The sequence below is a fragment of the Neisseria sp. P0013.S005 genome (assembly GCF_051958425.1).
Taxonomy (GTDB): Bacteria; Pseudomonadota; Gammaproteobacteria; order Burkholderiales; family Neisseriaceae; genus Neisseria; species Neisseria subflava.
Genome location: NZ_JBQCVL010000003.1, coordinates 156,800 through 176,904 on the forward strand (window position 1 = coordinate 156,800; position 20,105 = coordinate 176,904).

The window sequence follows — 20,105 nt, forward strand, 5'->3', positions numbered from 1 at the left end:
TGTTTAAACGGTTATCCTTCTGCTCAGTATTCCGAAGAATTTCGGAAGCGTGCATAAGGTCAAAATTTAGCTGCTTAGTATAACACAATGTTTCACGAATAACATAAAAAGGCCGTCTGAAAAGTGGGAAATTCTTTTCAGACGGCCTTTGAGTTTCGATATTGTTGTTTTTTACAGCTGGTCTTTTTGCGCCAGAATCCGTCGGCTGCCGTTGATGTCTGCAGGAGAGAGAACACCGGCATTTTCAAGAGCATCTACCAAATTGGCGGCACGGTTGTAGCCGATGCGTAATTGGCGTTGCAGTGCAGAAATGGAAGTTTTCCGGCTTTCCAATACGAAGGCAACGGCTTGATCGAATAGCTCATCGCTGTTTGCATTCGGATTGACAATATTGGTGGTTTCGATGGCTGCTTCACCACTGAGCAGACCTTCCACATAATTGGTCGGAGCCTGTTCTTTGACGAAATTGACGACTTGATGCACTTCATCATCGGAAACAAACGCACCTTGCAGGCGTGTCGGTTCTGCGCTGCCCGGTTGCAGGAATAACGAGTCGCCGTATTTGAGCAATTCATCTGCACCCATTTGGTCAAGAATGGTGCGGCTGTCGATTTTGCTTTGTACGGTAAAGGCCATGCGTGTTGGAATGTTGGCTTTAATCAGACCGGTAACTACATCGACACTCGGGCGCTGGGTGGCGACAATCATGTGAATGCCTGCCGCACGCGCTTTTTGGGCAAGACGTGCGATTTGCTGCTCAACGGATTTGCGTTCGGTCATCATCAAGTCAGCCAACTCATCGATAACGACCACAATCAACGGCAGTTTTTCCAGAGGCTCAGGATCGTCAGGATTTAAGCTGAACGGATTGAGTAATGGTTTGCCTGCTGCTTTGGCTTGTTCGACTTTTTGGTTGAAGCCGTCCAAATTACGCACGCCGGCATGAGAAAGCAGGCGATAACGTTTTTCCATTTCGGCAACGCACCAGTTCAACGCTTGTCCTGCCTCGCGCATATCGGTCACAACCGGACAAAGCAGGTGCGGAATGCCGTCGTAAATGCTCAATTCCAGCATTTTCGGGTCAATCATAATGAAACGGACCTCGTCAGGCGTGGCTTTGAAGAGCATAGACATAATCATACCGTTCACGCCGACAGATTTGCCCGAGCCGGTCATACCTGCGACCAAAAGGTGCGGCATTTTTGCCAAGTCGCCGACAACGGGCGTACCTGCAATATCTTTACCCAAAGCAACGGTCAGTTTGGACTTGGCATCGGTAAATACGGATGAAGAGAGGATTTCGCTCAACATCACGTCTTGGCGTTTCTCATTGGGCAATTCAATGCCCATGGTGTTTTTACCGGCAATGGTTTCTACGATGCGTACCGCTTGCAGAGACATCGAGCGCGCCAAATCTTTGGACAGCGCGACAATTTGACTGCCTTTGACACCTTGTGCCGGTTCGATTTCGTAGCGGGTAATCACGGGGCCGGAAGTGGCGGAAACAACCTGTACGCCGATGCCAAATTCAGCCAGCTTGGCTTCGATCAATTCTGCGGTCTGTTGCAATTCATCCGGATTGACGGCAACTGGTTCTTCAGACGGCATACGCAACAGGTTCATGTTGGGCTTGTGGTACTCGCCATTGTTTTTAGGTTCTGTATCGTCAAACAGGGAAGTTTGGATTTTAGGAGGCGGCGCAACAGATACGGCAACAGTTTTACGGTTGCTGCTGCTTCCTGCCAACGGAGCAACCGGAGTGGCGGTAATGGTTTTTGCCTCTTTAACCATGCGGCGCGTATTTTGGGTTTCCAAAGCTTCGGCGCTGACATCTTCTTTTTTATTTTGATATTGCGACAGTTTTTTCATCAAGCTGCCAAACAGGTCGCCCACATGGCTGCTGGATTTGGCCATGACTTCCAACCATGACACCTGAGCCAACAGGGAAATGGACAACAGCAACATCACCAGCATAATCAACAGGCTGCCTGATTTGCCCAACAGCCAAGCCAAGCCTGAGCCCGCAAGTAAGCCGACCAAGCCGCCTGCACCGACGGGAAGGGATTCGCTCAATGCGTTGTCAAACAAGAAATGTTCGATAATCGGGCTGCACACCAGCAGGAGAAATAATGCCAAAGCGGCTACGCCGTGATTGTAAGGCTTATGGTTTTCCTGCTTTTTCATGGGGCGGAAATTTTTATAGAGGAAAACGCAAGATGCAGCTATCCACCACCAAAACGATAAGCCGAACAGATAATATCCGACATCGGAAAGATAGGAGCCAAAGAGGCCGCCGAGATTGGCGACATCGTTGCTTTTGGGAACGCTGCGCGACCATGCAGGGTCGTCCATGCTGAAGCTGGCCAGGGAAATAGCCAGATAAATGGTGATAACCAAGCCAAACAGCCATAAAGCATCATTAATCAAGTTGACGACATGCTCGGGACGCGCTTTTTTTTCTTCATTTTTTTGCAGCTCTTTGGCGGCCTTGAGGCGTTGGGAGACTTTATTGTCGGCTTGAGTTTGTGCTTTGGTGGATTTGCGTGTGGTCGGTTTGGCTGCCGGTTTAGTAGAGACGCGTTTTTTTGTTTGGGTTTTAGAAGATTTTGCAGTCATGAGATAAAGGCCGTCTGAAAAGACCGGAGGTAATGTGCGTAAAGGGCAAATTATACCGTATTTACTGGGCACAAGAAATTGAAACGGGCGTAATCATTATAGGATTCAGGCCGTCTGTTTGGCATAACGAAAATTTTGGATTTCGTTTCCACCTATTCAGACGGCCTGATGTTTTGATTGATTTGGACTTACATCCTGCCCAGTTCGCGCTGGAGGGCTTGAATGTTTTTCTCCCTATCCAAAACAGCGCCTTGCAGCGTACTGATGGCCTGTTGATTGACGCTGCCGCCTTTGGCTGTCCGCGCTTGGCTCAGTTGCTTTTTGGCATCGGCCAAAGCCGCGCGTTCATTGGATAACTCGGTTTCCAGAATAGAGCGGCGGCTGTTGACACCGGAGGATTTTGGAACCGGAGGAGGAGCCGTTTCAGAAGCAGTGCGGATAGGGGCAGGTTTGGGCGTTGCTTTGTGGTTGGATTTTGCCGCTGTGTTTTTGCTTTTTGCCGGAGCCGTTTGTGATGTTGGCGCGTTGAGTGTAGGCGCATCGCTGACCGGGGCGTCGTATCGGCTGCTACTGTATTTGCCGACAATCGGCAAATCGTTGACGGCTTGGCAGTTGCCGCTTGGACGCGAGGTATAGACAATCGAGCCGTTGACTTCACAGGCGTAGATTTTTGCGGCGTGGGCTTGGCTGTTGAAAACAGCAAGCGGCAGCAGGGATAGGGTAAGCAGATATTTTTTCATGATTCAGGTAGGGCTAATTCGTTGCAGTTGAGCATTTTATTCTTGTTCAGACGGCATGGGCTGCTGTTTTTTAGCTTTTGCACTGTTTTTGTTTTTGCTCGGTTTATCGGCTTTTTTCTCTTGTTTATCGGATTTTTCCGTACGCTTCTTTTTCTTGGGTTTTGCATTGACGCGTTCATCAGAGGCATTGAGGCTGCGGATGTTGAGGTGGTAACCGCTGCCTTGATGACCGCTGATTTTAGGCAATTGAGCCTGTGCGCAGGAGGATTTGGGTTCGGAGGTATAGCTGCCGTTGCCGCAGGAATAAACTGCGGCGGCTGCGTGAAGAGAAATGCCCAAGACGAAAGAGGATACGAGGAAGTATCCGGCTTGTTTGATGGTTGAAGTCATGTTTTTCCGTATTGTGTTTTATTTCAGACGGCCTGATGGCTCTATTTTTATTGGGAAAACTCGGCTTCGACATCAACTTGGATTTGCTCAAGCTCTTCCTGCCATTGCAGCCAGTTTTCTTCCAGTTGCGTTAATTTTACTTTAGTTTCTGTTAATTGTGCGAGTGTCTCTTGCAATTTGGGTTTATTTTCTTCTGAATAAGCAGATTCTTGTGCCAAAAATGCTTCACAGGCTGTCTGAATATCAGTTAATCGTGCGATTTCTTTTTCGGCTTTGTCGATCTTCTGCTGAATCGGTTTGCTGCGTTTGGCTTTTTCCTGACGGATTTGTGCTTCTATGCGCTTGGTGTCCTTGCGGCTTTGGCTTTGGGCAGATGCGGCGGGGGCTGCTGCAGCGTTTTCTTGTGCCAATCGCCATTGACGGTAGTCGTTCAAATCGCCGTCGAAGTTGTTCAGACGGCCTTTGTCAATCAATAGGAAGCTGTCGGTAGTTGCTTCAAGCAGGCTGCGGTCGTGCGAAACGACGATTAATGCACCTTGGAAGCTTTGCAGGGCAAGTGTCAGGGCGTGGCGCATATCCAAGTCTAGGTGGTTGGTCGGTTCGTCAAGCAGGAGCAGATTAGGTTTTTGCCAGATAATCATGGCAAGGGCAAGCCGCGCTTTTTCGCCGCCGGAGAACGGCTCGGTCTTTTGAACCGCCATATCGCCAACAAAGTTGAAACCGCCTAAAAAGTTGCGGATTTCCTGTTCGCGGACTTCGGGTGAAAGCTGTTGGATATGCCAAACCGGGCTTTGGTCGGCGCGTAAGGTATCTAGTTGGTGTTGGGCAAAATAGCCGATATTGAGCTTTTCGGAGCGGACGATGCTGCCGGAAAGTAAATTGATTTTTCCTGCCAATGCTTTGATAAATGTGGATTTACCGCTGCCGTTAACGCCCAACAGGCCGTAACGTGCACCGCTTTCCAGAGACAAGGTGATATCGTGCAAAACGGTATGATCACCATAACCCAAGTCGGCATGGTCGAGTTTTAATAACGGATTGGGCAGGTGGGTCGGATTGGCAAACTCAAAGGAAAACTCGCTATCCAAATGCGCCGGGGCTATGCGCTCGAGCTTGGCTAATGCCTTCATGCGACTTTGAGCTTGTACGGCCTTTGTGGCTTTGGCTTTGAAACGGTCGATAAAGGATTGCAGATGTTTGATTTGTGCCTGTTGTTTGACGTAAGCGGCTTGTTGTTGCGCCAGACGTTGGGCGCGTTCGGCTTGGTAGAAATCGTAATTGCCGCCGTATTGGGTCAGTTTTTGTTGCGACAGTTCGATGGTTTGCGTTGTGGTGGCATTCAAGAAGTCGCGGTCATGGGAGATGATGATTTGCGTACAGGGTAGGGAAGCGAGATGGTTTTCCAGCCACAGTACGGTTTCCAAATCCAAATGGTTGGTTGGTTCGTCCAAGAGCAGCAAATCGGCACGACAAATCAGCGCTTGGGCAAGGTTGAGGCGCATGCGCCAGCCGCCGGAGAAGGATTTGACGGGACGGGTATGTTCTTCTTGTGCAAAACCTAAGCCGTTAAGCAGTTTGGCGGCGCGTGCCGGAGCAGTGTAGGCATCGATTTCTTCAAGTTTGGCGTGATATTCGGCTTGCTTCATGCCGTCGTTTTGCGCTTCTGCTTGGGCTAAGGCCGTCTGAAAAGCCTGTAATTCGGCATCGCCTTGCAAAACGTAGTCTAAAGCGGAAATATCTAAATCAGGCGTTTCTTGAGAGACGGAAGCCAGACGCCATGTTTTGGGAATAAGGATTTCGCCGCCATCTTGTGTGATTTCACCTTTTATCAGCGCAAACAGGCTGGATTTTCCCGTACCGTTTTTACCGATTAAACCAACGCGTTGGCCGGGGTTGATTACGGCATCGGCTTTATCGAGCAGGACTTTCAAACCGCGTTGCAGGGTGAGTTTTTTAATTTCTATCATGATGGCAGGCAAAGGGATGAGTAAAACGAAAGGCGTTATTTTACCTGAAAAGACATATAAAAGGCCGTCTGAACAAGTATGAAAACGAAATCAACGATTTCTATTTCACTTATTCAGACGGCCTTTATGAAATGACGGTCGGAAATGCTTTCAAATTGTCTGTTGTTTCAATTAAATTTGAAGATCGGCATTGTCCGCACGGATTTGGCGCAGGAATTTTTGTGTCCGCTCATGTTTGGGATGATTGAACAAATCTTGCGGGCTGCCTTGTTCGACAATAACGCCGCCGTCCATCACGACAACGGTGGTTGCCACTTCTAAGGCAAATTTGATTTCATGCGTAACGACAACCATGGTCCAGCCTTCTTGCGCCAATTCCTTCATGGTATCCAAAACATCTTGCACCAATTCAGGGTCGAGTGCGGAAGTCGGTTCATCAAACAGCATTAATTCAGGCTGAATTGCCAATGCGCGGGCAATGCCGACACGCTGCTGTTGACCGCCGGATAGTTGGTAGGGGTAGAGGTCAATCTTATCGCCCAAACCAACTTTTTCAAGCAATTTGACAGCCTCTTCACGCGCTTTGGCGACAGGCTTGCCTTGTACGGCAACCGGCCCTTCCATGACGTTTTCCAACGCAGTTTTGTGTGGAAAGAGGTTGTATTGTTGGAACACCATGCCGGATTTGCGGCGCAGTGCCAAAATATCGTGTTTGCTTGGTTTTTTGGAAAAATCGATGCTTAACGGCTGCGCATTGTTAAACTCGATCTGACCTTGTTCAGGCATTTCTAAAGCGTTTAAACAGCGTAAAAACGTGGTTTTGCCTGAGCCGGAAGGACCTAAGATAACAATCACTTGTCCTTTGCCGACATCCAAATCGATGCCGCGCAAAATGGTATTTTCGCCAAAGGTCTTATGGATATTGCGGATTTTAATCATGACAACTCCTTATTTGGCGACATAGCGGTCGAAACGTTTTTCCAAACGCGCCTGAATCAGAAACAGTACTTTGCAGAAACACCAATAAACCAATGCAGCTTCGATATAAACCGGCAAAAAGTCATAAGTACGGTTTGCTGTCTCTTGGGCGACACGGAAAAGCTCGGTTACCGTTACCACGGCGGCAAGCGAGGTGTTTTTGAACAAACCGATAAATTCATTGCTCAAAGGCGGCACGGCAACGCGGAATGCCTGCGGTGCGACAATGCGGCGGAAAGTCTGCATATAGGTCATACCGATGGAGAAACCTGCTTCCCATTGTCCTTTAGGTACGGACAAAATTGCCGCGCGTATGGTTTCGGAAGCGTATGCGCCGACATTGAGCGAAAAGCCGATGATGGCGGCAGGAATCGGATCGATATAGATGCCGACGGAAGGCAAACCGTAGAATACGATGACCAACTGCACCAATAGCGGCGTACCGCGAATGACGGAAATATAAAATTCAACCAGCTTCAGCAAGCATTTTTGGAAAATGCTGTCGGAGGGCATGATTCGCACCAAAGCAACGGCCACGGCAATAATCATGCTGATAACGAAAGAAGCGATCGCCAAAGGCAAAGATACTGCGAAGCCGGCTTTGACCATAGGCCAAAACGCGCTGATGAGCATATCAGCGCGTGTTTCCGTCATAAACGGCAGAGAGGCAAGGAAATTATTTAACACTGATGTCTTTTCCGAAGAATTGTTCGCCCAGTTTTTTCAGCGTGCCGTCGGCTTTCAGTTCGTTGATTGCCGTGCTGAATTTCGCCAAGACTTCGTCATTGCCTTTATTGACAATCAAGCCGGAACCGACTTTTTCATCGGCAGGCGCAGACCAAACGATTTTTACGCCCGCATTCGGGTTTTTCTTCATATAGTCTAAAACTGCCAATTCATCGTTTAAAGTCGCATCCGCGCGTTTTTGTTCAATCAGGGTCAGCGATTGTGCCAAACCGTCCACCGGTACGAGTTCTGCGCCCGCAGCTTTGGCTTTTTCGCCATAGTTGCTGGTCAGGGATTGTGCGGTTTTTACGCCTTTGATGTCGTCGATGGATTTGATGTTGCTGTCTTTACGGGCAACCAATACGGCACCGCTCCAGCTGTAAGGCTCGGATTTGTCAAAAGTCGCTTGACGCTCAGGGCTGGTCAGGCCGACTTGGTTGGCAACCACGTCAAAACGGCCGGCTTTCAAACCTGCCATCATGGAGTCCCATTGTGTTTCTTTAAATTCAACTTTGATGCCCAGTTTGTCGGCAACTGCGCGGGTTACTTCGACATCGTAGCCGGTCAATTTGCCGTCTTTGTCGTGGTAGGTGAAGGGTGCGTAAGTACCTTCCGTACCGACAGTGATGGTACCTTTGTTGTTGATACGCTCAATCAGTGAACCGGAGGCCGCACCGGATTGCGCTGGAGCAGAAGAAGCTGAGTTGCTGCCTTCTCCGCCGCAAGCAGCCAAAACTACTGCAGCGATGGTGCCGAGTACGAATTTTTTCAACATGGATTTTTACTCCTGACTTAAGTGTGTCATTTGGTATTAAAGCGTGCATTCTAAGCGAAACTGCCAAAAATACAAAATACATCTTATGCCTTAAAAGGCCGTCTGAACGCTGATTTGTTCAGACGGCCTTGAATGATGCATAAAAAATTCAGCTTATGCAATTTCAAGCCACATGACTTGATAGGGTTGCAGTACCAAGTCCTGATTCAGAGAAACGGTTTGACCGCTGATCAAATCGTGCGCTTTAAACGGCATGGCCTGTAGGGTGTGCGCACTGATGGTTTGCGCATGTTCGCTGAAGTTGCCGAATGCCAAAAGCGCGTTGTTGCGCATATAGCCGATGATGTGTTTGTTGTTGGTGTTAAAGGTGACCAACCTGCCGCCATTAAAGTGCGGATTGCTTTGGCGGATGGAAATCATATGGCGCAAACCTTGGAAGATTTGACCGGCAGTGGTCGAGCTGTCATGACGTTGCTTGTACAACTCCTCATTGTAACGAGGACGGTGTGCCCAGCGGCTGTCGTCGCTCTTATTGCTGTCTTGCGACCAGTCGTCGTCATTGAGCGTACCCACTTCGTCGCCTAGGTAAATCAGCGGCAGGCCGCCGGTACTCAAAGCAATGCTGTATAAAAGTTTGATGCGGTCAACGGCATATGGATCGTTTTGAGCCAAGCCGACCAATGCTGCGGCTGTGCCGCTAACACGGTAGTCGCCTGTGTTGGGGTTGTATTGGAACGGTACACCGCGCGCGAAGCTGCCGTCGAAATGGTTGACGAAGAAGCGGTTGAGGAATTGTTGGTGGTCGTAGCCGTGGATGCCGAATTGCGATGCGTCTTCGTCGGCGAACGTCCAGCCGATGTCGTCATGACTGCGGACATAGTTGACCCATGCAGTATGGTCGGGCAGGTTGTGGCGGTAGGTCAGTGCTTGATGGAGCAGGTTGACTTCGCGGGTGGCGAGGGTGTTCCACAGCAATGCCATTTGCAGCGGGTTGTAGCCGATTTGGCATTCGTCTTGTCCGATGTATTGGACGACTTGGTCGGGGTGGACGATGGCTTCGGATTTGAAGAACACGGCAGGTGCGGCGATGCGCATGACGGCGTTGAACGCGCGGATTAAGGCGTGGGCTTGCGGCAGGTTTTCGCAATCCGTACCCATTTGTTTCCAAATGAAGGCGACGGCGTCCATACGTAGGATATCGACGCCCAAATTGGCGAGGAACATCATTTCGCCCGCCATGGCGCGGAATACCCATGGATTGCTGTAATTCAAATCCCATTGGAAGGAATTGAACGTCGTCCATACCCAGCGTCCGTCTTCCAATTGGGAGAAGCCGCCCAGATGCTGGTCGGGGAAGATTTCGCGCAGGGTGCGGTCGTATTGGTCGGGCATCCAGCGGTCGGGGAAGATGTAGTAGAAGTTATCGTAGAGCGGATCACCGGCGGCGCAGCCTTTTGCCCATTCGTGTTCGTTAGAAGTATGGTTGAAGATGAAATCGACGACGGCGGAAATACCTGCTTCGTGCAAGGCGGCAATGACATTGCGCAAGTCGTCTATCGTACCCAGTGCCGGATTGACATCACGGTAGCTGCTGACTGCATAGCCGCCGTCGCTTTTGCCTTCAGGACATTTAAACAGGGGCATCAAGTGCAGATAGGTCAGGCCCAACTCTTGGAAATAAGGGATTTTGGCTTTCAAGCCTTGCAGATCGCCGGCAAACAAATCGACGTAGTACACGCCGCCAACCTGTTTGTTGGACAAAATCCAGTCAGGATCGTTTTCGCGCGCAATATCAATATCTTTTAAGGATGAGTTGCGTTGTGAATAGCTTTGCCATGCTTGGGCAATCAGTTGCTCCAGCATGGGGAGGATGGCTTCGTTGTTGTTGTAAACATTGTCCAGCTCGTGCATCAGTTTTGGGAAGTGTTCTTCAAGTCGTCTGTCAAACTGTTTCCAGTCTTCAGATGTCTCGATGCTTGCACGCTGTTCGGGGGTATAAATCGATAGGGTGCGTTCTTTAAGGTGATGCAAGGTCAAATCAACCTGTTGAGTCTGGGTCAACATAATGCCTACTCCGAAGTTAAGGTGAAATTGTTTTGAAGCTTGGTTTCAATTCTTTTGCAAATCCATGCCGATTGTGGGCGGCTAAGACTGTAATTTTGCGTCAAGAAACTGTCACAATAATACTGGAAGTGCTTGAGTGTGCATAAGGTTTTCAAGGTTAGGGATGATGATTTTTCAAGTGTTTGATTTTGATTAAAAGTAGGATTGAGCAGATGGAAAGTAGCCTTTTGACGAACTATTTTTCAGACGGCCTGAGTCTTGTGAGAAAAACTTTTATTTTTATTATATTAGACATCTTTTTATGCTAAGTATGGCCGTCTGAAACATATGTGCAGCATAACGGGTTGCTTATTTTGTTTCAAAACGTGTCATAGAGATTAAGTTCATGACTTCTGATGTAAATCAAGATTCTATAAAGAGGCAGTTATTGTGTTTTGAAGAGAGAGTGAATGGTTGAATTTCATTTATTTAAAAATGAACCCATAAAATTTCTTATTGATAGTGGTTATTATGTAGATTATCAAATCAATAAGGGAGAGGTGTCTGCCTGGTTTGTCATGCTTTTTTAATATTATTTTTTAAAATTAGACTTGACCCATTACAAGCAATTACTTAAAGTATCCATCTTATTTTTACACAAGAAAATGGGTTATCCCGTTCCAAAAAAATGAGCGCAATCAAACCACCACAAATCACCGTATTCGACAGCAAGCCAACCGATGCTTATTTCTTCGGTACTTGCGTTCTCGACCTTTTCATGCCCGAAGCAGGCATGGATGCCATCACTTTAATCGAACAACAGGGCATCCATATCCATTATCCTATGGAGCAAAGCTGCTGCGGCCAACCTGCCTATTCGTCAGGTCATCCTAAAGAAGCTTTTGATGTTGCCAAAGCGCAACTGGATTTATTCCCTGAAAATTGGCCGATTGTCGTGCCTTCCGGTTCTTGCGGCGGCATGATGAAACACCACTGGCCGATTTTGTTCAAAGGCACCGAGTACGAGCAAAAAGCGATTGATTGTGCCAACCGTATCATTGAATTTACCCACTTCCTGCTGGCGATTGGTTACAAACCTGAAGATAAAGGCGAGCCGGTTAAAGTGGCCGTTCATACTTCCTGCGCGGCACGTCGTGAGATGAATGTCCATTTGTCAGGCTGGCAGCTGATTGACGGCATGGAAAATGTTGAACGTATCGTTCACGACCATGAAAGCGAGTGCTGCGGTTTTGGCGGTACATTCTCTGTGAAACAAGCTGATATTTCCGGCGCGATGGTAACCGACAAAGTCGCAGCCTTAAAAGAAACAGGTGCAACTGAAATCATCAGCGCGGATTGCGGCTGCATGATGAATATCGGTGGCAAAATTGCCAAAGATGAACCCAATATGCCACGTCCGAAACATATTGCATCTTTCCTGTTGGAACGTACCGGAGGTAAAGCATGAGCGCGCGCGAAAATATTTTAGCGAAATTGAAAAAAGCCGATGCCTTGCCGATGGAAGAACCGCCGGTTTTTGATTATTACCGTGAAATGGGTGTTTCTTGGGCAAACGATGTCGAACGCTTGAAACATTGGGCGGCTGCCATGCGTGCCGTCAAAACTGAAATCTATTGGGTTACCAAATCCAACTGGCCGCAAGTATTTCGTCAAGCAGCCGAAGACAAAGGCTTGAAAAACATTCTGCTCCCATTGGAAACAGAACATGGTCAGCTGGCTCGTGCAGCTTTGGCCGATACCAATATTGAACCGCGTGGTTTTGAGCGAAAAATCGACGATTGGAAAAACGAATTCTTTACAGATATTGAGGCGGGTTTTAGCGGCTCTAAATGCGGTATTGCCCGTACCGGTACGATTATGCTGGAGTCCAGTCCTGTCGAGCCGCGCAGCCTGAGTTTGGTTCCGCCTGTGCATTTCTGCCTGTTTGACACCAGCAAAATGTACAACGAATTCCATAATGCTGTTGAAGGCGAAAAACTGGTAGAAAAAGGCATGCCTACCAACGTTATTTTGATTTCCGGCCCATCTAAGACTGCCGATATTCAATTAACTTTGGCCTATGGTGCACACGGCCCGCGCGATTTGGTGGTTTTGGCCGTTCTGCCTGATCATATTTCCCCTGCCGATTTGGAGGAAAAAGCATGAGTTCCCAAACCATTAAATTCCATATGAAGCCGGAAACGTTCAAGCAAAACGCTGCGATTTCTTTGCAAGACAAGCCTCTGCGTAAAAGCTTGCGTACAGCGATGGATATGCTGATGACCAAGCGCAAAGCCGTTTTGACAGATGAAGAAGAGCTGCAAAGCCTGCGTGACTTGTGTGAGCATGTCCGTCAACGTTCGTTGTCCAAATTGCCTGCATTGTTGGAACAGCTGGAAGAAAACCTGACCAAGTTAGGCGTTAAAGTCCACTGGGCGGAAACCCCTGCCGAAGCCTGCCAAATCATTCACAACATCATTACCGATAAAAACGGTAAGCTGATGGTGAAAGGTAAATCTATGGTCAGCGAAGAGATTGAGCTGAACCATTATCTGCAAGATCAAGGCATTAAAGCGGTTGAGAGCGACTTGGGCGAGTTTATCGTTCAAATGGCCGGCGAGAAACCAACTCATATCGTGATGCCTGCCATTCACAAGACCAAAGAGCAGGTGAGTGAGCTTTTCCATCAAAACCTCGGTACTCCATTAACAGACGATGTAGACCAGTTGACCGGATTTGCTCGTAAAGCATTGCGCGATATTTATAGTACTGCCGATGTCGGTTTGAGCGGTGTGAACTTTGCCGTTGCTGAAACGGGCACTTTGTGTCTGGTCGAAAACGAAGGCAACGGCCGCTTGAGTACCACTGTACCGCCTGTGCATATTGCCATTACCGGTATTGAAAAAGTGGTTGCGAAGCTGTCGGATGTTCCACCTTTGTACAGTCTGCTGCCACGCTCCGCCATCGGTCAGAACATTACCACTTATTTCAATATGATTACCGGTCCTCGCCGTAGCGAAGAGTTGGACGGTCCTCAAGAAATGCACTTGGTACTGCTTGATAACGGCCGTAGCCAAGCGTATGCAGAAGATCAAATGCGCCGCACCTTGCAATGTATCCGTTGCGGTGCGTGTATGAACCACTGTCCGGTTTATACACGTATCGGCGGTGCGGCTTACGGTACGACTTATCCCGGCCCGATTGGCGAGATTATCTCTCCGCACTTGTTGGGCTTGGATGCGACACGCGATCTGCCGACTGCGTGTACCATGTGCGGTGCCTGTGTTGAAGTTTGTCCGGTACGCATTCCGATTACCGAACAAATGCAACGTCTGCGTGTTGAAGCACAACGTTCGCCAACAGAAACCGTTCCACATCCTATCCGTGGTCAAGGTGCATCGCATACTTTCGGCGAACAAATGGCATGGCGTACGTTTAACGGTATTTTCAGCGGCAGTAAAGCTTATCGAGCATTCGGCTGGGCTGCTACCAAATTCCGTGCATTGACGCCAAGCAAGCAGTTAAGCTGGACCAATAACCATGTTCCGATGAAACCTGCCAAGCAAACATTGCATGAGATGATGGCAGAAAGAAAACGTCAGCAAGAAAAAGCATAAGACTTGAAAATAAAACCTGGGGGATAAAAGCCTCAGGTTTTATTTTTTATTGAATACTGCTGGTGTAGCATCGCTATTTGTAAAGGCATTTGATTTGATTATTGTATTTTGGTTCTTTTGAATAAAAAGGCCGTCTGAAAGATTTTCAGACGGCCTTTATTACAGCCACAAGTTTTTGTCTAAGTCCTTAGAGCAATACTTTTTCTACACCACCGTTATTGGCTTTTTTCACAAACTCATCCAGCCAGTTTTCGCCGAGGATGTGTTTCGCCATTTCGATGACGATGTAGTCTGCGGGCATATTGTTGTCATCAGCGTAGCGGCTCAAGCCTTGCAGGCAGGCTGGGCAGGAGGTAAGCATTTTGACGGGTTCGCCCTGCGGCAGCTCTTTGAGGTTTTTCTCAATTTCCTCTTGTTTGCGGAACTTGACCTGAGTGGCAATGTCTGGCCGTTTGACGGCAAACATACCGGACTCGCCGCAGCAGCGGTCGCTTAAGACGACTTTCTGTCCCATCAGGCTGCTGGCCATTTGGGTGGCATTCATGGTTTTGATCGGGGTATGGCAAGGGTCGTGGTAGAGGTATTGCTGACCTTGTACTCCGTTTAACTGTACACCTTTTTCAAGCAGATATTCGTGGATGTCGATGATACGGCAGCCTGGGAAGATTTCCTCAAAACGGTATTTTTCCAGTTGGTCGTAGCAGGTACCGCAACTGACGACGACGGTTTTAATGTCGAGGTAGTTGAGGGTATTTGCCATACGGTGGAAAGCCACGCGGTTGTTGGTACTCATTTCTTCGGCTTTAGCCTTATTGCCGCCTGCGTCTTGCGGATAGCCGCAACACATATAGCCCGGCGGCAGGACGGTTTGTACACCGACATGCCAGAGCATGGCTTGAACGGCAAGCCCGATTTGGCTGAACAGACGTTCGGAACCGCAACCTGGAAAGTAGAATACGGCCTCGGCATCTTCAGGAGAAGCCGGATTGCGGATGATAGGAATACTCTTGTCGTCTTCTATACCCAGCATGGAGCGCGGAGTTTTAGCAGGTACGCTTTTCGGCAAAGGACGGTTGATGAAGTGGATAACCTGTTCTTTGATTGAGGCGGTGCCGACGGTGGCTTTCGGTTCGGCTTTTTGTTTTTTAGTGCCAATCGGAAGAAGCTTGCCGATTTTGTAGGCAAAGTTTTGCGCAGGGAAGCCGGTCTGTATCATAGCGGCGCGCAGGACTTTGATGGTTTTAGGGCCGGTGGCGTTCAAAAACGCCATGCCCATCGATGCGGCGGGGGCAAAGCGTTTGTGGCCGGAATCGGCAAGGTAGTTGCGGATGGCTACGGTTACGTCGCCGAAGTCGATATTGACGGGGCAAGGTTTGACGCAACGGTGGCACACGGTGCAGTGGTCGCCGATGTCCATGAGTTCTTCGAAGTGTTTGATGGAAACGCCGCGGCGGGTTTGCTCTTCGTATAAGAAGGCTTCGGTCAACAGCCCCACGCCGAGGATTTTGTTGCGCGGGCTGTACAGCAGATTGGCGCGCGGAACGTGAGTAGAGCAAACAGGTTTACATTTGCCGCAGCGCAGACAGTCTTTGACGGAATCGGCGATGGTGCCAAGGTCTGATTTTTCCATAATCAGCGATTCCGCCCCCAAAAGCTCGAAAGATGGCGTGTAGGCGTTGCGTAAGTCCGAGCCTTTCATGAGTTTGTGACGGTTGAAGGTGTGTTTCGGATCGACTTGGTTTTTGTAGTTCCAAAACGGTTGCAAATCTTCATCGGTCAAAAATTCGAGCTTGGTGATGCCGATGCCGTGTTCGCCGGAAATTACGCCGCCGAGCGAACGGGCGATTTTCATGATGCGTTCCACAGAACGGTAGGCCGTCTGAAGCATTTCGGCATCGTCTGAGTTAACCGGAATATTGGTATGAACGTTACCGTCGCCGGCGTGCATATGCAGGGCGACGAAGACGCGGCTGCGTACGGTTTTGGCGTGGATTTTGCCCAAACCTTGGATAATTTTGGTATCGGTTTTGCCGCTGAAGATTTCTGAAAGCGGCTTCATTACGTCCGCTTTGACAGACACGCGCAGGCGGAAATCGCGGAAGGCAATAAAGCAGCTTTCATTGTCTTTGGCTTCGGGCGCGGCATGGACGGCTGAGCCATAGCGTGCTTTATAGTCGGCAAGCGGCGCGTCTAAGTTAGCAAGCAACCATTCCCAACGCGCTTTGACAGCGGAAACGTGGGCCAGGGCGTGTTTACCGCGTTCGCCCAATAGTTCGGCGGTCGGCAGGTCTGTTCCCATTTTGTCGATGGGGAGTTTGCCGGACAGATATTGCTCTAAGGCTGCACAGAGTTTGAGTTTGTTTTGGATGGAAAGCTCGATGTTGATGCGTTCGATACCGTCCGAATACTCGCCCAGCCGCTCCAGCGGAATCACCACGTCTTCGTTGATTTTAAAGGCGTTGGTGTGTTTGGCGATGGCAGCGGTGCGGCTGCGGTCAAGCCAGAAGGTTTTGCGCGCTTCGGGAGATATGGCGATAAAGCCTTCGCCGTCGCGAGCGCGGGCGAGTTCGCAGATGTGTTCGGCGGCTGCCTGTACGGCTGCTTCGTCGTCGGAAACCACGTCTGCCAGCAAGACCATTTTAGGTCGGCCTTTGCCCGCCGCTTTGGTGGCATAGCCGACAGCGCGGACGTAACGCCAGTCTAAATGTTCTAAACCCGCCAGCCGCACGCTTTCATTGGCAAGCAGGAAGTCGCGGATTTCGACGATAGAAGGCGTGGCGGTAGCGACCGTACCGAAAAACTCCATACACACGGTGCGCGTGTATTTCGGCATTTTATGCAATACGAAGGCAACGCTGGTGATGATGCCGTCTGTACCTTCTTTTTGCACGCCGGGCAGGCCGCTCAAGAATTTGTCGGTAACGTCTTTGCCCAAACCGACTTTGCGGAATTTGTGGCCGGGGATTTCCAAACGTTCGGTTTTAACAACATTAATGCCGTCTGAATCCAGCGTATGTACGTCAAATACGGCGGTTTCTTCATCGTGGATTTTGCCGAAATTGTGGCGCACGCGCTCGATGCGCAGCCATTCACCCTGCGGGTTGACCATTTGCCAGTAGGCAAGGTTGTCTAACGCCGTCCCCCACAGCACGGCTTTTTTGCCGCCCGCGTTCATCGCCACATTGCCACCCACGCAGGACGCGTCGGCGGAAGTTGGATCGACGGCGAACACCAAACCCGCCTGATGCGCGGTTTCTTCTACTCGGCGTGTTACCACGCCTGCGCCGCAATGGATAATCGGATGTCTGCCGTCCAAGCCTGCCAGCTCAACATATTCGACGCCGCGATGCTTATCGAGTTTTTCGGTATTGATGACTGCGCTGTTTGCATCCAAAGGTACCGCGCCGCCGGTATAACCCGTACCGCCGCCGCGTGGGATAATGACCAAGTCCAACTCGATTAAGGCGCGCACCAAAGGAGCGATCTCTGCTTCGGTATCAGGATTGACGACGACAAACGGATACTCCACGCGCCAGTCGGTTGCATCGGTAACGTGCGTTACGCGCGCCAATCCGTCAAACATGATGTTGTGCGGTTTGGTGATTTTGCTTAAGCGTTCCAAAATCTGATGGCGTTTTTGGATGGTTTCATCAAAACTGCTATCAAAACGCTCGACTGCTTTTTCTGCTGCGGTAACTAGGACATCCACTTGCTGATTGTCGTCACGGCGTTTGCGGATTTCGTTCAACCGGTGGCGCATTTCACGCACCAGCGCGGCGCGGCGTTTCGGATGTTCCAGCAAATCATCGATCAGATACGGATTGCGCACGACCACCCAAATATCGCCCAATACTTCAAACAGCATTCGTGCCGAACGTCCTGTTTTGCGTTGACCGCGCAGATCTTGCAGGATTTGCCATGCTTCGTCGCCCAACAGTCGGATGACGATTTCGCGGTCGGTATAAGAAGTATAGTTATAGGGAATTTCTCGAATACGCTGAGGGGCAGTAGTCGTGGTCATGGTCGTGTTCCGTTGATGGATGTAATGTTTTTATATTAAAGGCCGTCTGAAAAATGCAATTTCTTCTTGATGGCGTAAAGTGTTAATGTAGTGTAATTTTCGATATTTTTCAACGGAAAAGACAATAAACATTTCAATGGGAATGATTTGCAACTAGGTAATATTGTTTACAATCTTGTCGTGTAAATGGTTTTCAGACGGCCTGACAGATTTTATCGCTTGAGTTTTTCTGTAAAACCGCTATAATGCGTTTCTTCTATGGCGGGTCTCCCCGCATGGTAATTCGGAACACCGGGTCAGGGGCGGAAGCCAGCAGCCCACTCTGATGAGCCAGTGCCGGGGGTTCGGCTCGCCACCTTATTCAAAAATGCCGGAGATGGTTAAGTCTCCGGTATTTTTCATTGTATAAAGCGTAATAAAAAGGCCGTCTGAAATCTCATTTTCAGACGGCCTTTGAGTTTATGAGCCAGCTATTTATGCTTCTTCTGATTTGGTATTGGGCAAAACGCAGTTCAGGATAATGGCCAATACGGCGCACAAACCTACACCGGCGAAGCTCAAAGTACCTACTTTGATAATCATGCCGCCGATACCGGTCGTCAATACGGAGCTGACGATAACCAGATTTTTCGGTTGCATCAAATCGACTTTCGCATCAATCAATGTTTTGATGCCCAAAGAGGCGATTGTACCGAACAGCAGCAACATAATACCGCCCATAACCGGCATAGGAATCGAAGCCAAAAACGCGTTGAACTTACCGAAAAACGCCATAAAAATCGCAAAAATTGCCGCCCAAGTCATGATGACGGGGTTGCTGTTTTTGGTAATCATCACCGCGCCTGTTACTTCGCCGTAAGTGGTCACAGGAGGGCCGCCAATCAAACCGGCCACGCACACACCCAAGCCATCGCCTGCGAGGGTTTTGTCCAAGCCTGGATCTTTGGTGTAGTTTTTGCCGGTTACATTACCGATGGCCATAATGCCGCCGATGTGTTCGATGGCCGGGGCAATGGCGACGGGCAACATAAACAAGGCAGCCTGCCAGTTGACTTGAGGCGTTTCAAAATGAGGGACGGCAAACCAAGGAGCGTTGATGATGGCGCTGGTATCAACCAAGCCCATAATTAGAGCCAATACATAGCCGGAAGCCACGCCGATAAGAATCGGAATCAGCTTCATCATTTTGCTGCCGAAGACAGAAACGATGACGGTTACCGCAAAGGTAAAGCCGGACAGAATCAGCGAGTCAATGTAGTCGATGACCTGTTTTCCATCTGCCTGACCCATGGCCATGCTGCTGGCTGCAGCGGCTACGGACAAGCCGATTACCATAATCACCGGGCCGATAACCACGGGCGGCAACAGCTTGTGTACCGCATCCAGACCGCGCCATCTGATCAATGCGGCAAAGACAAAGTACATGAAACCTGCTGCAAACAGACCGAACATGGTAGAAGGCAGGCCCCATTCACCGATGGAGTAGATAATCGGTGCAATAAAGGCAAAAGAAGAACCGAGGAAAATCGGCACTTTACGTTTGGTAACCAATTGGAACAACAAGGTGCCCAAGCCTGCGCCTAATAATGCCAAAGCCGGGTTCAGTCCCGTCAGAAGCGGCACAAGCACCATGGCACCGAATGCGACAAACAAAATTTGCGCACCGGCTACAGCCGTTTTAAGCTGGTTCATAAAAGCTCCGAAGAAAATTTAAACGGCGCAGATTATACTGATTTATCCTAGTCGTGAACATTTATTTACAAAAGGCCGTCTGAACAAATGTAACGATGACACCTGTTCAGACGGCCTTGTTCGATAGTGAATGGTTAATAACTTATCAAAATCGATTAGGAAAATTTTCAGCCGCGTGTTTCGCGCCAAACCAAATAATCGCGCAGGGGCGGCATGGGCGGATTGATGCAGTGCGGACAGATGCCGGTTGTGTCTTCATCGTCGCTGTCGATATGGTAGTCGTTTGGATCGAAGCGCACCTGCTGCATGACGGCTTGCGCCAAAGCCTGCGCCTGTACGACATCAAAGCGGAATTTTTCAAGGATTTCGTTTAATAGGCGGATTTCGCCTTCGCTGAAAGATTCGCTGTGTTTGACAATGAGGCGTTGATAATCTTCATTGCTGATTTTTTCGTGAAGTAAATCGGTCTGGATAGTCATGATTTTTATTGTTGAAATAAGATGGTCAAGGTGAGGATTATAGCGGATATTGTGGCGGCTG

Annotated in this window: 13 protein-coding genes, 1 other RNA gene and 2 pseudogenes; 4 read left to right on the forward strand and 12 right to left on the reverse strand. The window is 49.3% G+C overall.

The annotated features are described in order from the left end of the window. Window positions 1-171: 171 nt before the first annotated feature. From ACTHTA_RS04775 to ACTHTA_RS04815, 9 genes and pseudogenes are all read right to left on the reverse strand, one after another. Window positions 172-1,812 (reverse strand): annotated as a pseudogene (locus tag ACTHTA_RS04775) (DNA translocase FtsK); the annotation flags it as partial. A 101-nt stretch (window positions 1,813-1,913) separates the two neighbouring features. Continuing rightward, a pseudogene (locus tag ACTHTA_RS04780) lies at window positions 1,914-2,616 on the reverse strand (DNA translocase FtsK 4TM domain-containing protein); the annotation flags it as partial. A 188-nt stretch (window positions 2,617-2,804) separates the two neighbouring features. Further along, window positions 2,805-3,356 carry a hypothetical protein gene (locus ACTHTA_RS04785; protein WP_440364083.1) on the reverse strand — a complete coding sequence of 184 codons (552 nt, stop codon included), beginning with the start codon at window positions 3,354-3,356 and terminating at the stop codon, window positions 2,805-2,807. A gap of 36 nt (window positions 3,357-3,392) precedes the next feature. After that, the gene (locus ACTHTA_RS04790) at window positions 3,393-3,746 is read right to left on the reverse strand and encodes a nucleolar protein (protein WP_440364082.1); all 354 of its coding nucleotides are present in this window, start codon (window positions 3,744-3,746) and stop codon (window positions 3,393-3,395) included. Window positions 3,747-3,793: 47 nt separating this feature from the next. Continuing rightward, entirely contained in the window at window positions 3,794-5,713 is a 1,920-nt protein-coding gene (locus tag ACTHTA_RS04795; RefSeq protein ID WP_308887594.1) for an ATP-binding cassette domain-containing protein, read from the reverse strand. A gap of 171 nt (window positions 5,714-5,884) precedes the next feature. Beyond that, window positions 5,885-6,652: an amino acid ABC transporter ATP-binding protein gene (locus tag ACTHTA_RS04800; RefSeq protein ID WP_308887593.1), complete on the reverse strand. Its 768-nt coding sequence runs from the start codon at window positions 6,650-6,652 to the stop codon at window positions 5,885-5,887. 9 nt (window positions 6,653-6,661) lie between these two features. Next, window positions 6,662-7,378 (reverse strand): amino acid ABC transporter permease, encoded by a 717-nt coding sequence (locus ACTHTA_RS04805; RefSeq protein ID WP_308887592.1) that lies wholly within the window; start codon window positions 7,376-7,378, stop codon window positions 6,662-6,664. Continuing rightward, entirely contained in the window at window positions 7,368-8,192 is an 825-nt protein-coding gene (locus ACTHTA_RS04810) for an amino acid ABC transporter substrate-binding protein (protein WP_070748714.1), read from the reverse strand. The genes ACTHTA_RS04805 and ACTHTA_RS04810 overlap by 11 nt, the downstream gene beginning before the upstream one ends. A gap of 153 nt (window positions 8,193-8,345) precedes the next feature. Then, a complete protein-coding gene (locus tag ACTHTA_RS04815) occupies window positions 8,346-10,256 on the reverse strand; it encodes an alpha-amylase family protein (RefSeq protein ID WP_440364081.1) in 1,911 nt (636 codons plus the stop codon). A 667-nt stretch (window positions 10,257-10,923) separates the two neighbouring features. Here ACTHTA_RS04815 and ACTHTA_RS04820 point away from each other — a divergent pair. Genes ACTHTA_RS04820 through ACTHTA_RS04830 form a run of 3 tightly spaced genes read left to right on the forward strand, consistent with a single transcriptional unit; the run spans window position 10,924 to window position 13,852 of the window. Further along, window positions 10,924-11,703, forward strand: a complete 780-nt coding sequence (locus tag ACTHTA_RS04820) for a (Fe-S)-binding protein (protein ID WP_308887590.1) — start codon at window positions 10,924-10,926, stop codon at window positions 11,701-11,703. Further along, window positions 11,700-12,401 carry a LutC/YkgG family protein gene (locus tag ACTHTA_RS04825; RefSeq protein ID WP_440364080.1) on the forward strand — a complete coding sequence of 234 codons (702 nt, stop codon included), beginning with the start codon at window positions 11,700-11,702 and terminating at the stop codon, window positions 12,399-12,401. Before ACTHTA_RS04820 ends, ACTHTA_RS04825 begins: the two co-directional genes overlap by 4 nt. Next, window positions 12,398-13,852, forward strand: a complete 1,455-nt coding sequence (locus tag ACTHTA_RS04830) for a LutB/LldF family L-lactate oxidation iron-sulfur protein (protein ID WP_049333852.1) — start codon at window positions 12,398-12,400, stop codon at window positions 13,850-13,852. Before ACTHTA_RS04825 ends, ACTHTA_RS04830 begins: the two co-directional genes overlap by 4 nt. 187 nt (window positions 13,853-14,039) lie before the next feature. On the opposite strand, the gene ACTHTA_RS04835 is transcribed toward ACTHTA_RS04830, so the two are convergent. Beyond that, complete coding sequence (locus ACTHTA_RS04835) at window positions 14,040-17,873, reverse strand: FAD/FMN-binding oxidoreductase (protein WP_308887588.1); 3,834 nt, start codon at window positions 17,871-17,873, stop codon at window positions 14,040-14,042. A 260-nt stretch (window positions 17,874-18,133) separates the two neighbouring features. On the opposite strand from ACTHTA_RS04835, the gene ffs reads away from it, so the two are divergent. Beyond that, an RNA gene (gene ffs / locus ACTHTA_RS04840) (signal recognition particle sRNA small type) lies at window positions 18,134-18,230 on the forward strand. 117 nt (window positions 18,231-18,347) lie between these two features. Here the strand turns inward: ffs and ACTHTA_RS04845 are convergent. Then, window positions 18,348-19,565 carry a uracil-xanthine permease family protein gene (locus tag ACTHTA_RS04845; protein ID WP_003679234.1) on the reverse strand — a complete coding sequence of 406 codons (1,218 nt, stop codon included), beginning with the start codon at window positions 19,563-19,565 and terminating at the stop codon, window positions 18,348-18,350. A 167-nt stretch (window positions 19,566-19,732) separates the two neighbouring features. After that, window positions 19,733-20,044, reverse strand: a complete 312-nt coding sequence (locus ACTHTA_RS04850) for a hypothetical protein (RefSeq protein ID WP_063075720.1) — start codon at window positions 20,042-20,044, stop codon at window positions 19,733-19,735. Between the last annotated feature and the right edge of the window lie 61 nt (window positions 20,045-20,105).